General features: G+C 61.9%; 18 protein-coding genes and 1 pseudogene. 11 read left to right on the top strand and 8 right to left on the bottom strand.

Annotated features, from left to right (window positions below; all coding sequences use genetic code 11):
- The first annotated feature begins 81 nt into the window (after positions 1 to 81).
- A complete protein-coding gene (locus ACPWMG_RS16705; RefSeq protein ID WP_483300605.1) occupies positions 82 to 714 on the top strand; it encodes a response regulator in 633 nt (210 codons plus the stop codon).
- Between the two features lie 154 nt (positions 715 to 868).
- Here the strand turns inward: ACPWMG_RS16705 and ACPWMG_RS16700 are convergent, their stop codons facing one another.
- Complete coding sequence (locus tag ACPWMG_RS16700; RefSeq protein ID WP_483300604.1) at positions 869 to 1,249, bottom strand: response regulator; 381 nt, start codon at positions 1,247 to 1,249, stop codon at positions 869 to 871.
- Between the two features lie 278 nt (positions 1,250 to 1,527).
- Between ACPWMG_RS16700 and ACPWMG_RS16695 the strand changes: the two genes are divergently transcribed.
- The gene (locus tag ACPWMG_RS16695; protein ID WP_483300603.1) at positions 1,528 to 2,742 is read left to right on the top strand and encodes an MFS transporter; all 1,215 of its coding nucleotides are present in this window, start codon (positions 1,528 to 1,530) and stop codon (positions 2,740 to 2,742) included.
- Positions 2,743 to 2,885: 143 nt separating this feature from the next.
- Positions 2,886 to 5,363, top strand: a complete 2,478-nt coding sequence (locus ACPWMG_RS16690) for a penicillin acylase family protein (protein ID WP_483300602.1) — start codon at positions 2,886 to 2,888, stop codon at positions 5,361 to 5,363.
- Positions 5,364 to 5,397: 34 nt separating this feature from the next.
- Here the strand turns inward: ACPWMG_RS16690 and ACPWMG_RS16685 are convergent, their stop codons facing one another.
- Positions 5,398 to 6,144, bottom strand: a complete 747-nt coding sequence (locus tag ACPWMG_RS16685; RefSeq protein WP_483300601.1) for a glutathione S-transferase family protein — start codon at positions 6,142 to 6,144, stop codon at positions 5,398 to 5,400.
- A gap of 190 nt (positions 6,145 to 6,334) precedes the next feature.
- Between ACPWMG_RS16685 and ACPWMG_RS16680 the strand changes: the two genes are divergently transcribed.
- From ACPWMG_RS16680 to ACPWMG_RS16655, 6 genes and pseudogenes are all read left to right on the top strand, one after another.
- A complete protein-coding gene (locus tag ACPWMG_RS16680; RefSeq protein ID WP_483300600.1) occupies positions 6,335 to 7,183 on the top strand; it encodes an N-formylglutamate amidohydrolase in 849 nt (282 codons plus the stop codon).
- Positions 7,171 to 8,298: pseudogene (locus ACPWMG_RS16675) on the top strand (NAD(P)/FAD-dependent oxidoreductase); the annotation flags it as partial. The gene ACPWMG_RS16680 and the pseudogene ACPWMG_RS16675, both read left to right, overlap by 13 nt.
- The gene (locus tag ACPWMG_RS16670) at positions 8,295 to 9,404 is read left to right on the top strand and encodes a GGDEF domain-containing protein (protein ID WP_483300599.1); all 1,110 of its coding nucleotides are present in this window, start codon (positions 8,295 to 8,297) and stop codon (positions 9,402 to 9,404) included. The pseudogene ACPWMG_RS16675 and the gene ACPWMG_RS16670, both read left to right, overlap by 4 nt.
- A 98-nt stretch (positions 9,405 to 9,502) precedes the next feature.
- Positions 9,503 to 9,964: a surface-adhesin E family protein gene (locus ACPWMG_RS16665; RefSeq protein ID WP_483300598.1), complete on the top strand. Its 462-nt coding sequence runs from the start codon at positions 9,503 to 9,505 to the stop codon at positions 9,962 to 9,964.
- 296 nt (positions 9,965 to 10,260) lie between these two features.
- A complete protein-coding gene (locus ACPWMG_RS16660; protein ID WP_483300597.1) occupies positions 10,261 to 11,457 on the top strand; it encodes a DUF3182 family protein in 1,197 nt (398 codons plus the stop codon).
- Between the two features lie 74 nt (positions 11,458 to 11,531).
- Positions 11,532 to 11,777, top strand: a complete 246-nt coding sequence (locus ACPWMG_RS16655; RefSeq protein ID WP_483300596.1) for a hypothetical protein — start codon at positions 11,532 to 11,534, stop codon at positions 11,775 to 11,777.
- 64 nt (positions 11,778 to 11,841) lie between these two features.
- Here ACPWMG_RS16655 and ACPWMG_RS16650 read toward each other — a convergent pair whose 3' ends face one another.
- Positions 11,842 to 12,897, bottom strand: coding sequence for a quinone-dependent dihydroorotate dehydrogenase (locus tag ACPWMG_RS16650; protein WP_483300595.1), 1,056 nt, complete (start codon positions 12,895 to 12,897; stop codon positions 11,842 to 11,844).
- A gap of 44 nt (positions 12,898 to 12,941) precedes the next feature.
- Here ACPWMG_RS16650 and rpiA point away from each other — a divergent pair, with 44 nt between their 5' ends.
- On the top strand, positions 12,942 to 13,634 hold the full coding sequence (gene rpiA, locus ACPWMG_RS16645) for a ribose-5-phosphate isomerase RpiA (RefSeq protein ID WP_483300594.1): 693 nt from the start codon (positions 12,942 to 12,944) through the stop codon (positions 13,632 to 13,634).
- Positions 13,635 to 13,699: 65 nt separating this feature from the next.
- Here rpiA and ACPWMG_RS16640 read toward each other — a convergent pair whose 3' ends face one another.
- The 5 genes from ACPWMG_RS16640 to ACPWMG_RS16620 form a co-directional block, all read right to left on the bottom strand.
- Entirely contained in the window at positions 13,700 to 14,365 is a 666-nt protein-coding gene (locus tag ACPWMG_RS16640; RefSeq protein WP_483300593.1) for a glutaredoxin family protein, read from the bottom strand.
- A gap of 41 nt (positions 14,366 to 14,406) precedes the next feature.
- On the bottom strand, positions 14,407 to 16,458 hold the full coding sequence (locus ACPWMG_RS16635; protein WP_483300592.1) for a M3 family metallopeptidase: 2,052 nt from the start codon (positions 16,456 to 16,458) through the stop codon (positions 14,407 to 14,409).
- A gap of 91 nt (positions 16,459 to 16,549) precedes the next feature.
- A complete protein-coding gene (folD, locus tag ACPWMG_RS16630) occupies positions 16,550 to 17,407 on the bottom strand; it encodes a bifunctional methylenetetrahydrofolate dehydrogenase/methenyltetrahydrofolate cyclohydrolase FolD (RefSeq protein WP_483300591.1) in 858 nt (285 codons plus the stop codon).
- Between the two features lie 85 nt (positions 17,408 to 17,492).
- Positions 17,493 to 18,116 (bottom strand): response regulator transcription factor, encoded by a 624-nt coding sequence (locus ACPWMG_RS16625; RefSeq protein WP_422831743.1) that lies wholly within the window; start codon positions 18,114 to 18,116, stop codon positions 17,493 to 17,495.
- Positions 18,117 to 18,120: 4 nt separating this feature from the next.
- Entirely contained in the window at positions 18,121 to 20,682 is a 2,562-nt protein-coding gene (locus tag ACPWMG_RS16620; RefSeq protein WP_483300590.1) for a PAS domain-containing sensor histidine kinase, read from the bottom strand.
- A gap of 200 nt (positions 20,683 to 20,882) precedes the next feature.
- Here ACPWMG_RS16620 and aceE point away from each other — a divergent pair, with 200 nt between their 5' ends.
- The gene (aceE, locus tag ACPWMG_RS16615; protein WP_483300589.1) at positions 20,883 to 23,588 is read left to right on the top strand and encodes a pyruvate dehydrogenase (acetyl-transferring), homodimeric type; all 2,706 of its coding nucleotides are present in this window, start codon (positions 20,883 to 20,885) and stop codon (positions 23,586 to 23,588) included.
- Positions 23,589 to 23,601 lie beyond the last annotated feature (13 nt).

The raw sequence follows: 23,601 nt of genomic DNA, 5'->3' as shown, positions 1-23,601 counted from the left end.
GCGACAAAACCGGTTTAAAGAGCGGTGCAGTAAAAGAAGTTGAGTGGTCGCATTCGACCTAACGAGTAGTGAGAAATTGAGATGATCAAAATAGGTATCGTGGACGACCACGCCATCGTGCGTTCCGGCTTGCGCCAGTTCTTTTCCGAGCAGGTAGACCTGCGGGTCGTGGGCGAGGCGGCCAGCGGGCGCGAGGCCATTGACTTGGTGCGCAACGAGGAGATGGATGTGCTGCTCATGGACTTGTCCATGCCCGGCCAGTCGGGCTTGGATGTTTTGGCGATGATCCGCGCCAAGGCGCCGGACCTGGCCATCCTGATCCTGAGTGGCTACCCCGAAGAACACTACGCCATGAACCTGATTCGCCAAGGCGCGAGCGGCTACCTGAACAAAGAGTGCGACCCTTCTGAAATCGTCAATGCGATTCGTACCGTATCGCTGGGCCGCCGCTACATCACCCCGGCCGTGGCCGAGTTGCTGGCCCAGCAGATCAACCGCAAGGGTGATGCGCCAGCGCATGAGCAGTTGTCTGAACGTGAGTTTCAAGTGTTTTTGAAGTTGGCCAAGGGTGAAACGGCGGGCGACATTGCTGACGCTTTGTCGCTCAGCGTGAAGACGGTGAGCACCTACCGCACGCGCCTGATGGAAAAACTCAACCTCGCCACCAACAGCGACCTGACCTACTACGCGCTGAAAAACAAGCTGATCGATTGATCGGCAAACCCCATCGTCAACAAAAAGCCGGGCTCGCGCAAGGAGTCCGGCTTTTTGTTGTCTGGGGGCTGTGATCACGATGGACTTTGAGATTGCGTACTCCGCTCGCCAAACGTGCCACATTCACACCGCATTGTGGGTTCGGAGCTATTTCTTAGGACGACTGTGCGGCCTGCTCGACACAGAAGTCGATCAGCGCGTCAATTTCATTGGATTTGTCGAACACGGCATCCACGCCCAACTGCAGGCAGCGCTGGCGGATATCGGCGGTAGCGTAATTGCTGAGAACCACCATTTTTTGGTTGGGCGCGCGTTTGCGGCAAGCTGAGAGAACTCCGAGTCCGCTACCTTGTTTTAGGAAAAGGTCGACAATCGCCAAGTCCCATTCCTGGGTGTTGCCGGTCAACCATGAGGTTCCACCGTTTTCCGATTCTGTGGTGCCTACCACGCTCACGCCGGCCAATTCTTCAAGTGTGGCAATCAAATTTTCGCGGATCGTCGGACTGTCTTCGACGATGTATGTTCTAAGTCCCACGATGAGCCACTCTTCTTCTGTTGGTCAGAGGCCTCGCCAAGCCTTGAGATGGGGCTTGTGTGCGAGACCTCAAAAAAATGTGAATACGCATGGATGGAATAGTGCCCTGTATTCGGTTTGGATTCTGCCAGTGCCCACGGCGGTTGCTTGTAAGACTTGGCCTACAGCGCAACAGATTTTTTGGCTCTTGTCTTGGCTCTTTCCTCAGCTTTCCTCGTCGGCGGTTTGCATCTCACGCCATGCGCCGTGCATCCTAACTCTCCAACACTTTTAAAACTATGTCCGATGACGGTTTAGCGGCGCTTTTGCGCCAACGCGCTTATGTGCGCATGTGGTTGTCCCGCTTGTTTGGTACGGCCGGCACTCAGATGCTGATGGTGGCCATTGGCTGGCAGATGTATGACTTGACCGGCAGCGCCTGGGACTTGGGTCTGGTGGGCTTGTACCAGTTTGCACCTGCGTTGCTGCTCACACTGGTGGCCGGGCACGTGGCCGACCGTATGCACCGCGGCCACATCGTGGCCGCCTGCATGGTCACGCAGGCGCTGGTGTCGCTGCTGCTGGTGTGGTCGACCCACGGCGGCTGGGTGCACCGCGACTTGTTGCTCGGCTTGTCGGTCGGCCTGGGCGTGGCGCGGGCTTTTCAAATGCCGGCTCAGCAGGCGCTCACGCCCATGCTGGTGCCGCCGAGCATGCTGGCGCGCGCCATGGCGCTGAGTTCAGTGGGCACGCAGTCGGCGGTGATTGGAGGCCCGGCCTTGGGTGGCGTGATTTTTGTGGCCGGGGCGAGTGTGGTATACGGCACCTGCGCGGTGTTGTTTGGTTTGGGTTGCATCCTGGTCGGTGGCTTGAAGTACAACCACGCCCCCGCGCCGCGTGAGCCCATCTCCATGCACACGCTGCTGGCGGGTGTGCGTTTCATCTGGCAGCGCAAGCCGGTGCTGGGCGCCGTGTCGCTCGACTTGTTTGCCGTGCTGCTGGGCGGCGCCACGGCGTTGTTGCCAATGTATGCCAAAGACATCCTGCACACCGGCCCTTGGGGTTTGGGCCTGTTGCGTGCCGCACCCGCCGTGGGTGCGCTGGTGACTTCGGTAGTACTGACGCGCTGGCCCTTGCAGCGGCGCGTGGGCTACACGCTGCTGACGGCGGTGGCCATTTACGGCGTGTGCATGGTGAGCTTTGGCTTGTCGACCCACTTAGGTCTATCGATTGTGGTGCTGGGCATTTCAGGTGGCGCCGACATGGTGAGCGTGGTGGTGCGCCAAACCCTGGTGCAACTGGAAACCCCGAACGAGATGCGCGGGCGGGTCAGCGCGGTCAACTCGGTGTTCATCGGTGCCAGCAACCAACTGGGCGAATTCGAGTCCGGGGCCACGGCCGCTTTGCTGGGGCCAGTGGGCTCGGTGGTGCTAGGCGGCGTGGGTACGCTACTCGTGGCCGCGCTGTGGCTGCGGTTGTTTCCGTCTCTGGCGCAACGCGACCGCATGTCTTGAGCGGCAGCGGGTGGGGGCGGGGGCAGGGCCTGTTGTTTTTGCCAGGAAGCTGAATTCACGCACCTTGGCTATAGGGCATGTGCCCCTATGGACTGCAGGGCAGGCTGGCTACGATGTTTTTCCCATTCAGAGGAGATCACCGTATGAATCAGCGCTGCGCGATGCAATCCACCTCCGTTGTCAGACCGAAAACCACTTGGGGGCGCCATTCCGCTTGGCGGCTGGGGCTGCTGGCCTGCGCCGCTCTGCTGGCCGCCTGCTCGGGCGACGATGATGGCCCGCCAGCCGCCACCTTCAGTGCGCAGATCCGCACCACCTCATATGGTGTGCCGCACATCCTGGCTGACAACTTCAAGGGTGCGGGCTACGGTTATGGCTACGCCTTTGCGCAAGAAAACATCTGCCTGTTTGCCGAAGACCTGGTGACGCTGCGCGGCGAACGGGCCAAGTACTTTGGCGCGACCGGCGGCTATCTTGGTCAACTGGGCACAACGTCGGGTAATGTGGATTCAGACTTCTTCTACAAGCTGCTGTTCACGCCCGCGCAGGCCGCCAAGCTCAAGGCCGGTTCCAGCCAGAACGCACAAGACCTGGCCGTGGGCTTTGTGGCAGGCTACAACCGCTACCTGGCCGAGACTGGCGTCGCCAACCTGCCCACCGCCTGCCGCAACGCCGCCTGGGTCACACCCATGACCGAAGACGAAGCCTACCTGCACTACGCGCGTGTGGCCATGACGGGCGGCTCCATGGCCTTCATCGACGCGATTGGCCGCGCAGCACCTCCGGCCACCGTGGTGACCAAGGCCGATGTTCAGAAGCAAAAACAAAATCGGAAGCGGCTGACACCTGCACAAGTACCAGTTGTGCCCGATTACAGCCAGGCCCCGCTCATCGCCGGGCTGCAAAACCTGCGCGACCACACCATCGGCTCCAACGGCCTGGCCCTGGGCCGCGACACCACGCAAAGCGGCAAAGGCCTGCTGCTGGGCAACCCGCACTTTCCGTGGTGGGGCGGCCTGCGGCTGCACCAGGTGCACCTGACCGTGCCGAGTGAAAACTACGACGTGATGGGCGCCACCTTGCTGGGCGTGCCGTTGCCGCTGATCGGTTTCAACAGCACGCTGGCTTGGAGCCACACGTTCTCGACCGACAACCGCTTCACGCTGCGCTACCTGGCGCTCGACCCGAGCAATCCCACGCGCTACATCAAGGATGGCCAGTCCATTCCCATGACCGCCGTGCCGCTGAGCATCACCGCCAAAGCGGCTGACGGCACGCTGAGCCAGATCAACCGCACGCTCTACACCACCGAGTTTGGCCCCATGCTGATGGACAGCAGCTTCACCTGGAGCGCCAGCGCTGCCTTTGCCATCCAAGATGCCAACCTGGGCAACGTGAAGCTCATCGACCAGGTGATCTTGAACGGCAAAGCCACCACGGTAGACGGTCTGCGCCAAGCCGCAGCCACCTACACCGCAATGCCGTGGGTCAACACCATTGCCGCCGACATTGATGGCAACACGCTATACGGCAACTTTTCGGTGGCCGCCAAGGTGGCCGATGCACAACTGGCCGCCTGTGTGCCTGTGCCGTTTCAGCCGCTGTTGGCCAGCAATGGCGTGGTGGTGATGGCCGGCACCACGGCCGCGTGTGATTGGAGTGGCAGCATTCCCGCCGCTGGCCGGCCGTGGGTGGCGCGCAGCGACTACACGCTAAACGCCAACGACAGCCACTGGTGGCCCAGCCGCAGTACTTTTTTGGCCGGTTTTGCCAAGATCATTGCCACCGGCCCGAATGCCGAAGCCGTGCCGCAAAACAACCGCACCCGCACCGGCCACGCCCTGGTGCGCGACCGCCTGGCCAGCACCGATGGTTTGGCTGGTAACAGCTTCACCATGGCCAACCTGCAGCAAATCTACCAACAAGGCCACTTCTTCAAGGCCGATAAATGGCTACCCGATTTTGTAGCCGCCTGCTTGGCCAGCGGCACCGCCAGTGCCGCGGCACGCGACGCTTGCACGGTGCTGCAAAGCTGGGACCGCACCGAGGCTCTGGGCAGCAGTGGCGCGGTGTTGTTCAACGAGTTGTACGGTGCGTTGGGCGAGCTGACCGCTGCCTCGTGGTGGGCCGTGCCCTATAGCGCGGCCGATCCGTTGGAGACCCCACGCGGTGCGGCCAACACCGCCGCCGCCCTGGCACAGCTTGAAACGCTGGTGGCCAGCACCCAGTTCGACACCGCCGCCAAGCGCCGGGCACGCCCGCAAGATGTGCAAGTCATTTCGCGCCCCGAGGGCGTGTTGCCGATGGCCGGCAGCCGCTACAGCTTCTTCAACTGGCGTGGTGTCAAAACCCAGGTGGCACCGGGCAGCTTCGTCTACACCGCCGACCCCAGCACCAACGCCGGGGGTTACGGCAACAGCTACATCCAGTTTGTGACCTGGGACGGCACGGGCCCTGTGGCCGAAGGCATCTTGACGTACAGCCAGTCGTCCAACCCCGCCAGCAAGCACTTCAGCGATCAGACGCGTGAATACGCCGCCGGCAAATGGGTGAAGCTGCCTTATACGCAGGCGCAGATCACGGCTGATACCAACTACAAGCTGACCAAGATCAGCCAGTAGCTTGAGGTCTTGGGACGGTGGGTGGACAGCGGCTTCAAACGCCGTCGTCCGCGCCTTCGTCCACCTCGGGTGGGGGCTGTTCGGCCTCGTTGTCGCCAAACAAGGCCAACCGCGCCTGCGGACTGAGCACCGGGGCGCGCAACTCCTGGCCCAGGTTCAGGCCACGCTGCACACCTTCACGGGCCGAGACCTGCGCGTACCAGCGCTGAATGTGGGGGTGTGCCTCCAGGTCCACCTCGTGCCCACTGTGCAAACGGACGGTGGGCAAGGTGGCCATGTCGGCAATGCTGAACTCAGAACCGGCAATGAAGGCGCCGGTTTTCTCCAACTGAGCCTCCAGCATGCCGTACAGCCGGTGCACCTCGCGTGTGAAGTGTTCTACAGCGTATGCGTTTTCGCCACTGCTGGACGGCGCATAGCGGCGGAAGTGGATGTTCTGCGCGCAGGTGGGGGACAAGCTGCCGAAGTGCCACGCGAGCCATTGCAGCGTTTCATAGCGTGAGCGGCCTGACTGGGGCAGAAAGCGTTTGGTCTTTTCGGCCAGGTAGGTCAGGATGGCACCGCTTTCCAACACTGTGATGGGCGTTCGGCCTTTTTCTGGCGCGTGGTCCACCACCGCCGGCATGCGGTGGTTGGGTCCCATCAAGGCCATGAACTCGGGACTGAACTGTTCGCCCCGGCCAATGTTGACCGGCACCATTTGATAGGGCAGGCCACATTCTTCGAGCATGATGGAAACGCGCCAACCGTTGGGTGTGGGCCAGTAGTGGAACTCGATCATGTGACGTGGGGCAGGGATGGGTGGAAGCCTTTTTAGCGGATGCACCAGTATGCCCGCGTTGCTTATTTCCGGCCAACTTCAAGGGTGGCCCCAGGTATTTTCATGGCTTCTTTTTGTCGCCACATGTTAGGCTCGGGGTTGGGTTTTCGCCATCTGCGCCTGACACCTTCGTCGGGCACAATGGTTATGCATGAAACCCGTTTATCGATTCAAAGAGGGCAGCACGCACCTCGTGCTCGACTCGCCCCATAGCGGCACCGACTACCCGGCCGACTTTGGGTACGCTTGCCCGCTGCCTTTGCTGCGCCAGGCCGAAGATACGCACGTCGAAAAGCTCTACGACTTCGCCCCGGCCATGGGGGTGGCCTGGGTGGAGGCGCTGTTTCCGCGCAGTTATCTGGACGCCAACCGCAACACCACCGAGATCGATGTCGACATGTTCGACGCCCCCTGGCCCCACCCCGTGGCCACCGATCCCGCCGTGCTGACCAAAGTACGTCTGGGCAAGGGCTTGATCTGGCGCTTGACCGACGACGGCCTGCCGCTGTACCAACGCCAGTTGACGGTGGCTGAGGCCGAGGCGCGCATTGCGAACTGCTGGCAGCCGTACCACGCTACTGTGGCGGGCGCCATTGACGCGGCGCATGCGCGCCACGGCTTCAGCATCCACATCAATTGCCACTCCATGCCGGCGGTGGCCTCAAAATTTGCCACCGGCTTTCCGGGCGAGGCGCATGCCGAGTTTGTGGTGGGCGACCGCGATGGCAGCACGGCCCACCCGGCGCTGTCGCACTTGGTGTGCCAGCACCTGCGTGGCCTGGGTTACGACGTGGCCTACAACCACCCCTACAAAGGTGTGGAGTTGGTGCGCCGTTACAGTCAGCCCTCGGCGCAGCGCCACAGTTTGCAGATCGAAATTAACCGCAAGTTGTACATGAACGAAGAAACCCTGGACATGACCGACGGCTTTGCCGCACTGCAAACCAGCTTGAAGTCGCTGGTCACCTTGTTGCTGAACACCGACCCCCGGGAGCTGTGATGGACCGCGTTGAATGTGTGGTGATTGGCGCCGGCGTGGTGGGGCTGGCCGTGGCGCGTGCCTTGGCCTTGGCCGGGCGTGAAGTGATGGTGCTGGAGGCGGCTGACGCCATTGGCACCGGCACCAGTTCGCGCAACAGCGAAGTGATCCATGCTGGCATCTATTACGCCAAAGGCTCGCTCAAGGCCGAGTTGTGTGTGCAGGGCAAAAACATGCTCTACGACTATTGCGCTGAGCGTGGCATTGCGCACCGCCGCTGCGGCAAGCTGATCGTGGCCACGTCGGAAGAACAACTGCCGCAGTTGCAAGGCATCATCGCCAAGGGCGCGGCCAATGGCGTGAACGACCTGGTGCTGTTGAGCGCTGAGGAAGCCCGCGCGCTGGAGCCGCAATTGAACTGCGTCGGCGCGGTGTACTCGCCCAGCACCGGCATTGTTGACAGCCATGCGCTCATGCTGAGCTTGCTGGGCGATATGGAGAACGCTGGCGGCATGTTGGCGTTGAATTCGCCCCTGAAGCAAGCGCAGTGTGCGCAAAATGCTATTGTCTTGGTAGCGAAAGACGGCACCGAGCTGGAGGCCGAATGGGTGGTGAATGCTGCCGGTTTGTCGGCCCCGGCGTTGGCCAGCCGCTTTGCGGGCCTGGCACCCGAACACGTGCCCACCGCCTATTACGCCAAGGGCAACTACTTCACCCTGAGCGGCCGCGCGCCGTTCTCGCACCTGATCTACCCCGCGCCTGAAGCCGCTGGCCTGGGCGTGCACCTCACACTCGACATGGGCGGCCAAGCCAAGTTTGGCCCCGATGTGCAATGGGTGGACGACCCGGCCGACCTGCAGGTCGATCCGCGCCGAGGCGACGGTTTTTATGCCGAGGTGCGCAAGTATTGGCCCGGCCTGCCAGACGGCGCGCTGCAACCCGGCTACGCCGGCATGCGCCCGAAAATCCAGGCACCGCACGAGGCCGCCAAAGACTTTGTGATCCAGGGGCCAGCCGTGCATGGCGTGCCTGGGCTGGTCAACCTTTTTGGCATTGAATCCCCCGGCTTGACCAGTTCGTTGGCGATTGCCGAGCGCGTGCTGCAATGCCTGCAAAACCAGCCGAGCTACGCATGAGTTCAAGCGCAGGGGTTTCGGTGCCGGCCGCGCTGCACGTGGGGCGCACGCCGGGTAATGGCGGGCGGGTAGGGCGCGCCTTTTGGGTGATGGTGCAGCGCGTGGTGGTGATGGCTGCCTGTGTCGATATCCTGTTTTTTGTGCTTTTCCACTTTCTGCATTCGCCCTTTTTGGCGTGGATGAACGTGGTCAGCGTGGCCCTTTATGCCAGTGCCTACGCGCTATTGCAGCGGCGGCAAAACGTGCTGGCGCTGGTGCTCATCTGGGTGGAGGTGCTGGGCCATGCGGCCATCGGCACCATGCTCATCGGCTGGGGCGCTGGCTTTCACTACTACCTGATGATGTTCATCCCGGCCATTGTGGTGAGCAATGCGCCGCGCGGCCGGGCCGTGTTGCTGGTGCTGATGCTGTTGGCGTTCTACCTGGGGCTGGACATGGCCTCTGAAGCCTACGGCCCGTGGGCGCCGCTGAGCCGTTGGGACATTCACGTGGTCAATGCCTTCAACGTGGCGATCGTGTTTGCCATGTTCTCGTACGTGGCCCACGTCTACCGCAATGCTGTGGTCAACGCCGAGAAGCGCTTGCACCAACTTGCCACGCGCGACTCGCTCACCGGCCTGTCGAACCGGCGCCACTTCCTGGCGCTGGCCGAACACGCCATCGCACGTAGCCACCGCCACCAGCGGCCGCTGGCGCTGGTGTTGATCGACATCGATCACTTCAAGCAGATCAACGACATCCACGGCCATGATGCGGGCGACAAAGTGCTGGTGCGGGTGGGCGAGCTGCTGCGCCGCACCTGCCGCGAAGAAGACATCGTGGCGCGCTGGGGCGGCGAAGAGTTCTTGCTGATGCTGCCCGACAACGACCGCACTGGCGCCGAAAAGCTGGCGGAACGTTTTCGTATCGTCGCGCAAGACCAACGCCTGGCGTTGGAGCCGCGCGCGGCCGACACTGTCATCACCGAGCAGGGCATCGCCTTCACCGTCTCACTGGGTGTGGCCGAGGTGCGGCCTTATGAGGCACTGAACGACGCGATTGCCCGTGCCGACAAGGCGCTCTACAGCGCCAAGGCTGGCGGTCGCAACCGGGTGGCGGTGGGCTGAGCTGCTTGGCAGCGTGCCGCTCCGGGCGCGCAAACGACAGCGACAAACTGCTATGCAATAAAACGATTCCGCTCGCGCGGCTTCGCCTAAACTGCGGCATGACCAAAGGGAAACACGTTTTTGCCGCCGTAGGCCTCTTGCTCGCGTCCGCTTGGGCGCAGGCGGCGACTGCCGTGACAGAGCCCGTGTGGCTCACTATTTTGGGCGACCCGCTCGACCCTGTGGCCGAAACCGTGCAAGTCGATGTGACCAGTGCGGTGGCGTTTGAGTCAGCACGCTTGGTGAGCATCCGCGCCAATCGCTCGCGCGACCGGATGGCCCGCGACGGCCTGGATTTTCGATCCTACGTCTCGTCCGTGTTGATCGACTGCACCGCCGGCACGGCACGGCACCGTGCCCAGTCCCTGTACACCGGGCCGCTGTGGACGGGCGAGATGCGATACGTGAAGTACGACGAAAAAGACATTCGCATGCTGGCCTTCAAAGATATGCCCGCCAACCCGAAAGACCGCATCATCAAGGCGGCCTGTTCGATCAGCATGGTGCAAAAAACCAAGTAGCGCCGCTTTTTGGGGGCTTCTGCACTCCACCGGGCCATTTGCTGCTCTGCAGCATAGTCCCTCCCTTGGCCGACAGTTCTATCGGACAAGGCTTACAAGGCCCACGCTTGGCCGCTTCAACAATGTCTCTCAGACGAATCGCATGAACACATTCTTCAGGCTCTGATGATGGGTTCTGCGTCAGGTTCGTCGTTTTCCTATGTCTTCGTATGGGGTTTGTCTGTTCCGCCCGAAGCGGGTGGGATGGGCATAAAACCTGCATGTGTTTTTAAGCTGTTGGTTCTGAGAGGTGTCCCATGTTCACTGAAACGATGCACCGTTCTGCCATTCCGGTTCCCGTGCGCGTGCCGCCCGTGGAAACCGAGATTGGCGTGGTCATGCCCTACACCTCGGGCCTGCAGGGTCATTGCAGCGGCCACGAAGTGGCCACCAGGCGAGAGATTGCCCGGCGTATCGCGCGCCTCAAGGGCTTTCGCCTTGCCGAAGAGTTGCCCCAAGCCGCCTGGCCCACGCAAACTTATTTGATCCCCTGCGAAACCCTGGTGGGGGTGGACGCTGCCGAGCGTTTGGGTGTGCGCAGCACGGATGATTTTTTTGGCGGTGTGGTGCCCGAAGCCTTTGTGGCGACCAAGGCCATCAGCCACCCCCTGTATTCGCCAGACGCGGTAGCGCCCGCAGGCTGGAACCCCGACTTCTACCCCATGGTGGCCAAGGCCGTGCTGCCGGGCTACACCGCTTATTCGCGCGAAGATGCGGCCTTGGCGGCGGAGCGCTTGCTGCCCCTCGGCGCGCTGCGCATCAAACCCGTCGCCGCGACGGGCGGACGCGGCCAAACCGTGGTGCACGACCGCACCGCTTTTAATGCGGTTTTGGCGGTCATGGACAACGACGCTTTGCGCGAGCATGGCGTGGTGCTGGAACACGATCTGTCGGAGGTTGAAACCCTGAGCGTGGGCCAGGTGTGTGTGGCCGGCATGGTGGTCAGCTACTTTGGCCGGCAGTTGCTCACGCCCGACAACCAAGGTGCCATGGTGTACGGCGGCTCGGATTTGATGGCGGTGCGCGGCGGCTTCGATGCCTTGCTGGCCACGCTGCCCTTTGGTGCGATCCGTACCGCTGTGGAGCATGCGCTGGTGTACGACGTGGCCGTCAAAGCCTGTTTCTCCGGTTTTTTTGCCTCGCGCACCAATTACGACGTGGCCCTCGGGGTCAACGCCGTGGGTCAGCGTTGTTCCGGTGTGCTGGAGCAATCCTGGCGCATGGGCGGCGCTTCACCCGCTGAAATCGCCGCGCTGGAAGCCTTTCATGCCGACAAGGGCCTGAAGACCCTGCGCGCCAGTTGCATCGAAAAGTTTGGCCCGACCAAGGCCTTGCCCGAATACTCTGTGGTGTATTACCAAGGTGACGACCCTGAAGTGGGCTTGCTCACCAAATACGCCGTGCTGGATCTGGATGGCTACAGCACCAAGCCACAGCCCGCTGCATTGCGTTGAAGCACGTATCCAGCAGTCCCGCCCCAATCCGTTTCACCGTTCATCTCACTGAACACCACTCTAGGGAGAATCCTATGGAAGCCGTTTTGCTGAGCTATCTCAAACAACTCGATGGTTCGATCGAGAGTGCTGGCGTGCCGGTCACCGAGTCTTGCCCAGTCATGATCGACTACGTAGCCAAGCTGGTGGACGGCGGTTATGTGGACGCCAAGATACTGCCATCGTTCCCCGGTGAAGAGGGCGGGCCGGTGGTGGACGTGGCAGTGGTCTACAACACCACCGACAGCGGGCGTGCCCTGCTGGATCGCGTCAGGGCTTGAGTTTTTGAAGAGGTGACCAGGGCAAGGGCCTAGGTGACCTCTTCGTCCCCAAGCTGAGGGTTTTCTACTTGCGGTTTTTTCGCAGCGTCTCGGCCGCTTGCTGCACCAGCGCCGGGCCGCGGTAAATCAGCCCGGTGTAGATCTGCACCACGTCGGCACCCGCATCGATCTTGCTTTGCGCGTCTTGCGCGGACAGCACACCGCCCACGCCGATGATGGGGAAGTCTTTGCCAAGGGCCGTGCGCAACTGGCGGATCACGCGGTTACTGGCTTCCAGCACCGGCGCGCCGCTCAGCCCGCCAGCTTCTTCCGCGTGGGGCAGGCCGGCCACGGCGTCGCGGCTCAGCGTGGTGTTGGTGGCAACCACGCCGTCCATGCCATGGCGCTGCAGCGTGGCGGCGATCACTTGCACTTGTTCTTCGGTCAAATCGGGCGCGATCTTCACGAAGATCGGCACACGTTTGCCGTGTTCGACAGCCAGTGTCTCGCGGCGTGCGGCCACGGCGGACAACAGGCCGTCCAGCGCCTCGTCGCTTTGCAGCGCGCGCAGGTTCTTGGTGTTGGGGCTGGAGATGTTGACCGTCACGTAGTCGGCGTGCGGGTACACGCCGGCCAGGCCGATCAAGTAGTCGTCGGTCGCTTGCTCAATCGGCGTGGCGGCGTTCTTGCCGATGTTCAGGCCGAGCAGCATCGGCTTGCCCGGGTGCTGCTGGCGGAACTTGGCTTTGCGCACGTTGGCGATGAACGCGTCCAGCCCTTCGTTGTTGAAGCCCAGGCGGTTGATCAGCGCCTGGCGCGCGGGCAGGCGGAAGATGCGCGGTTTTGGGTTGCCCGGCTGGCCCTTGGGCGTGACCGTGCCCACTTCTGCAAAACCGAAGCCCATGGTGGCAAAGGCGTCGATGCAGCGCGCGTTCTTGTCTAGCCCGGCGGCCAAGCCCACGCGGTTGGGAAATGGCAGGCCGGCCAGGGTGATGGGGTCGTCCACGCGGGTCTGGCAATAGGCCCATTGCAGGGGTGTGCCCTGGGCCATGGCGAGGCTGCCAAGGGTCAACTCATGCGCGGCTTCGGCATCCATGCCGAACAGGAAAGGACGGGCTAGCCCGTAAGGGATCAGAGACATTGGATAATTCTGGCTGTAACTTATAGCAACCCGGATTCTCCCAGATGAACTCACCCGCTCCCGCATTGTCGCAAGACGCCCTGAAAACACTCGTCGGCGAGGCTGCCCTGCAGTACGTCGTGCCCGGCGAAATCGTTGGTGTGGGCACCGGCTCCACCGTCAACAAGTTCATCGACGCACTGGCCACCATCAAAGACCAGATCAAGGGGGCGGTGTCCAGCTCGGTCGCCTCTACCGAGCGCCTGCAAGCCTTGGGCATCAAGGTGCTCGAAGCCTCTGAAGTGGAAGAACTGTCGGTCTACATCGACGGCGCAGACGAGATCGACCACCAGGGCCATATGGTCAAGGGTGGTGGCGCCGCGCTCACGCGCGAGAAGATTGTGGCCGCGCAGTCGCGCAAGTTTGTGTGTATTGCCGATGCTTCCAAGCTGGTGCAGACGCTGGGCCAGTTTCCGCTGCCTGTGGAAGTGATTCCCATGGCCACGGCCCACGTCATTCGCCGCTTTGCTGCCATGGGCGGCCAGGCTGCAGTGCGTCAGAAGAATGGTCAACCCTTGGTGACCGATAACGGCCAGCACATCGTGGACGTGACCGGCCTGTCGATTGCCGACCCACTGGCCTTTGAAACCGACGTGAGCCAATGGCCTGGCGTCGTGACGGTTGGCGTGTTTGCGCACCAGAAGGCGCACGTTTGCCTGTTGGGCACGGCGGAAGGTGTGAAGACGCTGACGTTCTAAGCCACACAGTGCAGCAATAAAAACGCCCGATCATGTCGGGCGTTTTGCTTTGGGTTAGGCGTTTTCTAGAACTGAATGCCCGTCGGGTTGCTGGGTGAAGGCGCATTGCGCGGCTGCGGATCTTGCGGTGGTGCTTGCGGCGTGTTGGCTTGGGGCGCGGCGCCCGGCGTGGCCTGCTCCGGTGCCTTCACGGCGACCAGTGGCGTGGCGGCGGGGCGGCGGTAGTTGGTTGGCAACTGCGAGGTCTTGGGGTAACCGGCTGCGTCGAGGTACTGCGTCCACTCCACATCCGAGAACCCCTTGAGCTGTTGGCCACCGATAGTGCCAAAAGGCAGGGCGTTGTCGCTGCTGATGCGTTGCAGCGCGTCGTTGTCTTCATTGGTGTTGACGGTGCGCTCACTGTACGGCACGCCCCGGCTGTTCAGCAGATTGCGTGCGCTGTTGCAGGGCGCGCAGTCTTTGCTGGTGTACAGCGTGACCGGGTATTGCCGCGCCACTTGCTGCAGCGCGTAAGGCAACACATTTCCGGTGCCTGCGGTGTTAGCCGCAGCCTCGGCGCGGGCGTCCACACTGGCTTTGGCCGGCGAACTGGGCGGTGGGGGACGATCGGAGAACGTCACCTTGCCGTCCGGTCCGACGATGCGGTAGACCGCCTGGGCCATGGCGCTATGGCCTGCCAGCAACAACGCCGTGGTGGCCAGCAGGGGTAATAGCTTCGGGGGCAAAGGCATCAACAACTCCAAAGATTGAGCAAAAACCGACGTTCAAAAAATCAGGCCATGCCTTGGTGGCGCAGCAGGGCATCCAGCGACGGCTCGCGCCCGCGGAATGCCTTGAACGACTCCATGGCTGGGCGGCTGCCGCCAGCTTCCAGAATGGCCTGGCGGTATTTTCGGCCGGTTTCGATGTTTGGCAACCCGTCGGCACCCGCCGTTTCTTCAAACGCAGCGTAGGCATCGGCGCTTAGCACTTCAGCCCACTTGTAGCTGTAGTAACCGGCGGCGTAACCCCCGGCGAAGATGTGGCTGAAGGTGTTGGCGCTACGGTTGAACTCAGGCACCGGCAACACGGCCACTTCTGCACGCACCTTGCGCAGCAGCGGCATGAAGTCCTGGTCGGGGGCTTGTTCGGTGTGCAACAGCATGTCGAACAGCGAGAACTCGATCTGGCGCAGCGTTTGCAGGCCGCTTTGGAAGTTTTTCGCGGCGGTCATCTTGTCGAACAGCTCGCGTGGCAAGGCAGCGCCGGTCTGCACGTGGGAAGTCATGTGTTTGAGCACATCCCATTCCCAGCAGAAGTTTTCCATGAACTGGCTGGGCAGCTCCACCGCATCCCACTCTACGCCGCTGATGCCGGAGACATCGCGTTCGTTCACCTGGGTCAGCATGTGGTGCAGGCCGTGGCCAAACTCGTGGAACAGCGTGGTCACGTCGTCGTGCGTCAGCAGGGGCGGCTGGCCGCCCACGCCTTCGGCGAAGTTGCAGACCAGTTGCGCCACGGGCGTTTGCAGCGTGTGGGTGTCGGGGCGCAGCCAGCGGGCGCGCACGTCATCCATCCAGGCACCACCGCGTTTGCCGGTGCGGGCAGAGGGGTCGAGGTAGAACTGGCCTACCAACTGGGGCTTGCCGTCACCTTGCGTGCTGGGGCGCTCAATACGGTAGAACTCGACCGATGGGTGCCACACCGGCGCGCTGTCGCGGCGGATCGACACTTCAAACAGCGTTTCGATGATCTTGAACAGACCGGCCAGCACCTTGGGCGCGGTGAAGTACTGTTTGACTTCTTGCTCGCTGAACGAATAGCGCGCTTCCTTGAGCTTTTCGCCGATGTAGGCCCAGTCCCAGGGTTGTGGGTCGGCCAAGCTCAGGTTTTGTGCGGCGAACTCGCGCAGGTCGGCTGCGTCTTTAAGGGCGTAGGGGCGGGCGCGTGAGCCGAGGTCACGCAGGAAGTGGATCACTTCATCGGGCGACTTGGCCATCTTCGGCACCACCGACACTTCACCGAAGTTCTTGTAGCCCAGCAATTGCGCTTCTTCATGGCGCAGCGCCAGGATTTCGCGGATGAGCGCAGTGTTGTCAAACTTCAGCGCATCGGCCGGGGCTTGGTCGGAAGCACGCGTGGCGTAAGCGCGGTAGAGCTTTTCGCGCAGGGCGCTGCTGTGGGCGAACTGCATCACCGGCAGGTAGCAGGGCAGCTTCAGCGTGATCTTGTAGCCTTCTTTGCCATCGGTCTTGGCGGCAGCAGCGGCGGCTTCGAGCACGTCGTCTGGCACACCTTTGACTTCATCGGCGCTGGCGTAGTAGGCGTAGGCGTCGGTTGCGTCCAAGGCGTTTTCGCTGAACTTCTGGCTCAACTCGGCCGCGCGTTCCTGGATGGCGGCAAAGCGCTCCTTGGCCGCACCCGTGAGTTCGGCGCCGCTGAGCACAAAGTTGCGCACGGCGTTGCGGTGCGCTTGGGCTTGCTCGGGGTTGAGCTTGGCCCGGTCCATGGCCTTGTACTTGGCGTACAGGCGCTCGTCGGCGCCCAGGCGTGTCCAGAATTCGGTGACGATGGGCAGGGCGGCGTTGTAGGCCGCACGCAGCTCGGGGCTGTCGGCCACGCTGTTCAAGTGGCTGACGGCGCCCCAGGCGCGGCCCAGTTCCTCGGTGGCCACATCCAGGCTGGCGGACATGGCGTTCCAGTCGGCGGGGAAGTCTGGCGCGGTCACGGTCTCCAAAGCTTTGTCGGCTTTGGCCAGCAGCACTTCGATGGCAGGCGCCACATGCTCGGGCAGGATCCGGTCAAACAGCGGCAGGTCGGAGAAGTCGAGGAGTGGATTGTTCATAGTCTCAAAGTGGCGACGGTTTGGGGTGGCTTCAAGTGCTTAGAACAGGAGTCCTGCAAAAGGGTTTAGTTCCGGCTTGCAGGGGTTCTCTTCAGACGCCTTTGGAGGCGTTTTCTGCGGCGGTGAGGGTGTTGACCAACAACATGGCGCGCGTCATTGGGCCCACGCCGCCAGGGACCGGCGTGATCCAGCCAGCGACTTCCTTGACGCCGTCGAAGTCGACGTCGCCGCAGAGCTTGCCTTCGGCATTGCGGTTCATGCCCACGTCGATGACGACGGCACCGGGTTTGACCATGTCAGCCGTCAAGACGTTTTGCTTGCCCACGGCGGCGACGATCACGTCGGCCTGCAGTGTCATGGCCTTCAAGTCTGGTGTGGCGCTGTGGCAGATGGTGACGGTGGCGTTTTGCTGCAGCAGCATCAGCGCCATGGGTTTGCCGACGATGTTGCTGCGGCCGATGACCACCGCGTGTTTGCCGCGCAGGTTGTAGCCAATCGACTCGATCATCTTCATGCAGCCAAACGGCGTGCAGGGCCAGAAGCCCGGTTGGCCGACCATCAAGGCGCCGGCGCTGGCGACGTGGAAGCCGTCCACGTCTTTTGCGGGGGCGATGCGCTCAATGACCTTGTGCGCATCCATGTGTTTGGGCAGTGGCAGTTGCACCAGAATGCCGTGCACGGCGGGGTCGTTGTTCAGCTTGTCGATGTGGGCCAGCAGGGCGGCTTCTGTCAGGTCGGCGGGAAAGCGCTCCAGCGTGGCCTCCAAACCGGTCTGCTGGCTGTCGTTGACCTTGTGCTTCACATAGACCTGGCTGGCCGGATCTTCGCCCACCAGCACAATCGCCAGGCGCGGCGTGATGCCACGGGCTTTGAGCGCCTGGGTGCGGCCGGCGACGTCGGTACGGATGGTTTGGGCGAGGGCGTTGCCGTCAATAAGTGCTGCGGTCATGGTTCAAAATTTAAGTAAAAACGCCCGCGAACGTAAGGTGAGCGGGCGTAGGGTGCTACTAAGATAGTAGTGGTGTTAGGTAGCGTTACTTGGGGTTCTGTTGCCCCAGAGCAATCTTCAGCAGGTCGGCCACGGTGTTGGCGTTGAGCTTTTCCATGATGTTGGCGCGGTGCGCTTCCACGGTCTTGATGCTGATGCCCAGGTCGTCGGCAATTTGCTTGTTCAAGCGGCCGGCGACGATGCGCTCCAGCACTTGGCTTTCACGCGAGGTGAGCTTGGACAACAAGGCGTCGCGGCTGGCGGCTTGCTGGTGGTCGGTGAAGTTGACCTTGGCGTGCTCAAGCATGCGCTCGACCAGGCTGACCAACTCGTCTTCTTTAAAAGGCTTCTGGATAAAGTCCATGGCGCCCTTCTTCATGGTGTCGACCGCCATGGGCACGTCGCCATGGCCGGTGATGAACACGATGGGCAGCGGCGAGCGACGTTCCATCAGGCGGTCTTGCAATTCCAGGCCGGTCATGCCGCCCATGCGGATGTCAACGATGAGACAGGCTACCTCTCGGGAGTCGTAGCGGCTTAAAAACGATTCTGCGGAATCGAAGCAGCGGACGCGGTAGTCCTTGCCTTCGAGCAGCCACTGCAAAGAGTCGCGGACGGCTTCGTCGTCATCGACCACATACACAGTGCCTTTTTTCGGAATCAAACTCATGCAGTCACTCCGGAGTCATGGTGGGAGAGGCTGGAGCGTCAAGCGCTACAGCAGGAACAGTCGGAATTGTCGGAACACTAGGTTTAGCCAGAGGGATCCAGAATGAGAAACGGCACCCTGTTACCTCCGAACCATTGTAGAGGTTCTGTGCCTGCATTCTTCCGGCGTGTGATTCGATAATGCTGCGGCACAAATTGAGGCCCATGCCCATGCCCGAAGCCTTGGTGGTGAAGAAGGCTTCGAACAGTCTGTCGCGGATTTCCGGGGCCAGGCCGGCGCCGGTATCGGTCACGGCAAACTCCACGCCTTGCTGATCCTGGTCGGTCTTGGGCAACACGCGCAGTTCAATATTGCGCTGCGCGGCAGGACGCTGTGCCGAGTCGATGGCTTCTGCTGCGTTGCGCAGCAAGTTCACCAACACCTGCTCGATCAGGATAGGGTCGACCATCAGCTTGGGGAGGCGCGCGGCGAGGTAGTGGCTCAGGCGCACGTTGCGGCGGCGCAGTTCGATGCCGGCCAGCTCGATGGATTCGTCGACGATGTCTTCGATGATCGACAGCGTTCGGTTGGGTTCGCTGCGTTTCACAAACGACTGGATGCGCTGGATGATCTGCCCCGCGCGCTGGGCCTGGCGTGCGGTTTTGTCGAGTGCGGCCAGCAGGTCTTCCTGGCTGATGCCTTGGCCCTTGATGCGCGAGCTCATGCCGCTGCAATAGTTGGAGATGGCGGCCAGCGGCTGGTTGAGCTCGTGCGCCACGCTGGAGGCCATTTCACCCATGGTGATCAGGCGGCTGGAGGTTTGTGCGCGCTCGGTTTGTAGCGTGTACTGTTCTTCGGCGCGGCGGCGTGGCGTGATGTCGGTGGCAATCACCATTTGCACCAGGCGACCGTCCACCCAGGTGAGGTAGCGCGAGCGTACTTCCAGCCACTTGCCCAGACCGGGCGAAAAGATTTCGGAGCTTTCGCTCTCGGTGTTGGTCAGGCTGTCGGTCGGCAGGCCGGCGAACGAGTCGACCTCGTCGGTGCTTTCGTCGTTGCTGGACGTGGCCACGCCGGCTTGCGCCAGCAATTGTTCGTGGCCTTCGGTCTGCACGCCAAACCACAGGCGATAAAGTTTGTTGGCAAACAGCAGTTCGTGGCTGTTGAGTGGCGCCACAGAGACCGAGGCGTCCAGCGCCTCCAGCACTGTAGTGAAACGCTCGTACGAGGCCGACAACTGCGCACGAATGCGGTTGGGCTCGGTGATGTCGGTCATCGACGTCATCCAGCCGGTTTGTTTGCCCACGGCGTCGATCAGCGGTGACACATACAGGCGGGCATCAAAGATGGTGCCGTCGCGCCGTTTCACGCGCACTTGAAAGCCGCCAGGGGTGGAGCGGCCGTTCAGCTCGTCTTCCAGTCGTGCGGCCAGGTAGTCCACGTCTTCTTCGGGCCAGTAGGGGAAGGGCGCGGTGCGGCCCACCAGTTCGAAGTCGCTCCAGCCGGTCATCTGGCAGAAGGCGGCGTTCACGTAGGTGATGCGGCCTTGCAGGTCGAGTGCACGCATGCCGGTGGCCATGGAGTTTTCCATGGCGCGGCGGAAGTTGGTTTCGGCCATCAAAGCTTGTTGGGCTTGCAGGCGGCGGCGTGTGTGGCGCCAGTTGCCGATGAGCATCCAGGCTGTCAACACGCTCAGTGCGCCCACCAGCCAGAACAGCCCGCTGCCGATCACGCCCTGCGAAGTGCGGTACGCCTGCGCGCGTAAAACCAAACCGTTGCCGACGGGTGAGACCGGCACTTGGTAGGCCTCGGTTTGTGCCGACCACGGCAGATAGCGGCTGCCATTGGGCCGGGCGGGGAGGCTGGTGCCGGCCAAGGTTTGCCCGGAGGCACCCAGCAGCGACACCGCGTATTTGGCCTGCACTTCGGCGGGCACGCCAAAACGCAGCAAGCCTTCGTTGGAGTACTCGGCCAGCAGCATGCCCGAGAAGCGGCCGCGGTCGTTCAGCGGAATGTGCAGTTGCAGCATGGCCGGGCCCTCCACGTCAGAGGGCTGGGCATACACCGGTTGCTGCAGGTCGCGCGCCAGGCTGAAGGTGCTTTCGGTGTCGCCACCGGGGCGCAGTACCTGGTCGACCTTGCGCTCCTGGGCGGTGGGCAGGCTGGGGGAGGAATAGGCGGCGATGATGCGCCGGCGCTCGTCAATCCAGCTCACGGTTTGTACTTCAGGGTGCTGGGCGATCAATGATTCTGCGCGGCTGGTGAACTCCTGCGCGTCGACTTCCTCGTTCGAAATGTCGCGCCCGATGCGCATCAATTGTTCTTGTCGCTCCAGCAGGCGCAGGCGGATTTGTTGCTGGGTGTATTCGACGTCGCGCTTCACCGCTTCCTGCTCGCGGTCGAGTTCCTGCAGGCGCAAATACATGAACGACGAACCAATGGCCGCAAAAAACAGCAGCACGGCAATCAGCGGCGCCAGCATGGCGTAGCGGTCTTGCCGGTGCGGCGTTTGTCGGCTCCACCAGCGCTTCCACCAATTGGTGCGCTTGGGTGTGCCGGGGTTCAAGGGCGTCGGTCGCGAATACATATGAGAGCGAGTGTAGGCGGGCTCGACCTGCTTGAAATCCGGCCAAGTGCATTTGATGATTGGGTTTTTCCAGTGAATATTACATTATGAAATCATTCCTCATATATTGAAACGAGAAAACAAATGTGAGAAACTCCACGCGCCGGTCAAAATCACGGCCATCCCGTTCAAAATAGTGCACATACCCAAGAGGAGACAGCATGTCCGCCATACCCGAAAACGTACGTGGCTCTGCCGCCAACGACGTCGACAACCAGGAAACCCGTGAATGGATGGACGCGTTGTCGGCCGTTATCGCGGCTGAAGGGCCTGAACGGGCCCATGCCCTGCTTGAAGAATTGCTTGAACACGCGCGTCAAAGCAGCATCGATCTGCCGTTCTCTGCCACCACTGGCTATGTGAACACCATCGAGACCAACAACGAAGAGCGTTGCCCCGGCAACCTCGAAATTGAAGAACGCCTGCGCGCCTACATGCGCTGGAACGCCATGGCCATGGTGGTCAAGGCCAACCGCCACCACCCCGTGGACGGTGGCGATCTGGGCGGCCACATCGGCTCGTTCGCCTCGCTGGCCAACATGTTTGGCGCCGGCTTCAACCACTTCTGGCATGCCGAGAGTGAAAACCACGGTGGCGACTGCCTCTACATCCAAGGCCACGTGTCGCCCGGCGTTTACGCCCGCGCCTACCTGGAAGGCCGCCTGACCGAAGAACAACTGCTGAACTTCCGCCAGGAAGTGGACGGCAAGGGCCTCTCCAGCTACCCGCATCCCAAGCTGATGCCCGAGTTCTGGCAGTTCCCCACGGTGTCGATGGGTCTGGGCCCACTGATGGCCATTTACCAAGCCCGCTTCCTGAAGTACCTGCACGCCCGTGGCATTGCCAACACCGAAAACCGCAAGGTCTGGGTGTTCTGCGGCGACGGCGAAATGGACGAAGTCGAATCGCTGGGCGCCATCGGCCTGGCCGCACGCGAAAAACTCGACAACCTGGTGTTCGTCATCAACTGCAACCTGCAGCGCCTGGACGGCCCGGTGCGCGGCAACGGCAAGATCATCCAGGAACTCGAAGGCGAGTTCCGCGGTGCTGGCTGGAACGTCATCAAGCTGATCTGGGGTAGCGACTGGGATCCACTGTTGGCCCGCGACAAAGACGGCGCCCTGAAGAAGCTGATGATGGACACGCTGGATGGCGATTACCAGTCCTTCAAGGCCAATGACGGCGCTTACGTGCGCAAGCACTTCTTCGGCCGCGATCCACGCACCGCTGAAATGGTCGCCAAGATGAGCGATGCCGACATCTGGGCCCTGCGCCGTGGCGGCCACGACCCACAAAAGGTCTACGCCGCGTTTGACGCCGCCGTGAAGCACAAAGACCAGCCGACCGTGCTGCTGATCAAGACCGTCAAGGGTTTTGGCATGGGCAAGATCGGCGAAGGCAAGAACAACGTGCACCAGACCAAAAAGCTGGCGGACGAAGACATCAAGGCCTTCCGCGATCGTTTCAACATCCCGATTCCAGACAGCCAGATCGCCGACATTCCGTTCTACAAGCCGGCCGACGACACGCCTGAAATGAAGTACCTGCACGAGCGCCGCAAGGCCTTGGGCGGCTACCTGCCACACCGCCGCGTCAAGGCCGACGAGAGCTTCACCGTGCCCTCGCTCGAAGTGTTCAAGTCGGTGATGGACCCCACGCCCGAAGGCCGTGAGATTTCCACCACCCAGGCCTATGTGCGCTTCCTGACGCAACTGCTGCGCGACCAGGCCCTGGGCCCACGCATCGTGCCGATTCTGGTGGACGAAGCCCGTACCTTCGGTATGGAAGGGCTGTTCCGCCAAGTGGGCATCTACAACCCCGCAGGCCAGCAGTACACCCCGGTCGACAAAGACCAGGTCATGTACTACAAGGAAGACAAGGCCGGGCAGATTCTGCAGGAAGGCATCAACGAAGCCGGCGGCATGTCGAGCTGGATTGCCGCAGCCACCAGCTACAGCACCAGCAACCGCATCATGGTGCCGTTCTACGTGTACTACTCGATGTTCGGCTTCCAGCGCATTGGCGACCTGGCCTGGGCGGCGGGCGACATGCAAGCGCGCGGCTTCTTGTTGGGCGGCACTTCGGGCCGTACCACGCTGAACGGCGAAGGCCTGCAGCACGAAGACGGCCACAGCCACATCCTGGCCAACACCATTCCGAACTGCGTGAGCTACGACCCGACCTTCGCCCACGAAGTCGGCGTGATCCTGCACCACGGTTTGAAGCGCATGGTGGAGAAGCAAGACAACGTCTTCTACTACCTGACGCTGCTGAACGAAAACTACGCCATGCCTGGCCTGACGCCCGGCACCGAAGAGCAGATCATCAAGGGCATGTACCTGTGCAAGCCCGCTGCCAACGGTAAAGGCACCGTGCAACTGCTGGGTTCGGGCACCATCCTGCGCGAATCGATTGCTGCGCAAGAACTGCTGGAAAAAGAGTGGGGCATTGCGGCCAACGTCTGGAGCTGCCCAAGCTTCAATGAACTAACCCGCGACGGCCAGGAAGCCGAACGCTTCAACCTGCTGCACCCGCTGGAAACCCCACGCACCTCGTTCGTGGAAGACCAGTTGGCCAAGTTCGAAGGCCCCGTGGTTGCCTCCACCGACTACATGAAGGCTTACGCCGAACAGATTCGCCCGTTCATCCCCAAGGGCCGCACTTACAAGGTGCTGGGCACCGACGGTTTTGGCCGCAGCGACTTCCGCAGCAAGCTGCGCGAGCACTTCGAAGTCAACCGCCACTACATCGTGGTGGCCACGCTGAAGGCTTTGGCTGAAGACGGCACGGTGCCGGTGGCCAAGGTGGCAGAGGCCATCACCAAGTACGGCATCAATGCCGACAAGATCAACCCGCTCTACGCTTGATGCACGCCCTATA

Origin of the sequence: Hydrophilobacter chitinilyticus (genome assembly GCF_049860745.1) — a bacterium.
GTDB lineage: Bacteria > Pseudomonadota > Gammaproteobacteria > Burkholderiales > Burkholderiaceae_C > Rhodoferax_B.
This window is presented reverse-complemented; position numbering and strand designations above follow the sequence as displayed.

Excerpts from the sequence above, each read along its gene's own strand:
- ACPWMG_RS16705 (WP_483300605.1), top strand. The coding sequence starts at position 82 with ATGATCAAAATAGGTATCGTGGACGACCACGCCATCGTGCGTTCCGGC.
- ACPWMG_RS16695 (WP_483300603.1), top strand. The coding sequence starts at position 1,528 with ATGTCCGATGACGGTTTAGCGGCGCTTTTGCGCCAACGCGCTTATGTG.
- ACPWMG_RS16690 (WP_483300602.1), top strand. The coding sequence starts at position 2,886 with ATGAATCAGCGCTGCGCGATGCAATCCACCTCCGTTGTCAGACCGAAA.
- ACPWMG_RS16685 (WP_483300601.1), bottom strand. The coding sequence starts at position 6,144 with ATGATCGAGTTCCACTACTGGCCCACACCCAACGGTTGGCGCGTTTCC.
- ACPWMG_RS16680 (WP_483300600.1), top strand. The coding sequence starts at position 6,335 with ATGAAACCCGTTTATCGATTCAAAGAGGGCAGCACGCACCTCGTGCTC.
- ACPWMG_RS16670 (WP_483300599.1), top strand. The coding sequence starts at position 8,295 with ATGAGTTCAAGCGCAGGGGTTTCGGTGCCGGCCGCGCTGCACGTGGGG.
- ACPWMG_RS16665 (WP_483300598.1), top strand. The coding sequence starts at position 9,503 with ATGACCAAAGGGAAACACGTTTTTGCCGCCGTAGGCCTCTTGCTCGCG.
- ACPWMG_RS16660 (WP_483300597.1), top strand. The coding sequence starts at position 10,261 with ATGTTCACTGAAACGATGCACCGTTCTGCCATTCCGGTTCCCGTGCGC.
- ACPWMG_RS16655 (WP_483300596.1), top strand. The coding sequence starts at position 11,532 with ATGGAAGCCGTTTTGCTGAGCTATCTCAAACAACTCGATGGTTCGATC.
- ACPWMG_RS16650 (WP_483300595.1), bottom strand. The coding sequence starts at position 12,897 with ATGTCTCTGATCCCTTACGGGCTAGCCCGTCCTTTCCTGTTCGGCATG.
- rpiA (WP_483300594.1), top strand. The coding sequence starts at position 12,942 with ATGAACTCACCCGCTCCCGCATTGTCGCAAGACGCCCTGAAAACACTC.
- ACPWMG_RS16640 (WP_483300593.1), bottom strand. The coding sequence starts at position 14,365 with ATGCCTTTGCCCCCGAAGCTATTACCCCTGCTGGCCACCACGGCGTTG.
- ACPWMG_RS16635 (WP_483300592.1), bottom strand. The coding sequence starts at position 16,458 with ATGAACAATCCACTCCTCGACTTCTCCGACCTGCCGCTGTTTGACCGG.
- folD (WP_483300591.1), bottom strand. The coding sequence starts at position 17,407 with ATGACCGCAGCACTTATTGACGGCAACGCCCTCGCCCAAACCATCCGT.
- ACPWMG_RS16625 (WP_422831743.1), bottom strand. The coding sequence starts at position 18,116 with ATGAGTTTGATTCCGAAAAAAGGCACTGTGTATGTGGTCGATGACGAC.
- ACPWMG_RS16620 (WP_483300590.1), bottom strand. The coding sequence starts at position 20,682 with ATGTATTCGCGACCGACGCCCTTGAACCCCGGCACACCCAAGCGCACC.
- aceE (WP_483300589.1), top strand. The coding sequence starts at position 20,883 with ATGTCCGCCATACCCGAAAACGTACGTGGCTCTGCCGCCAACGACGTC.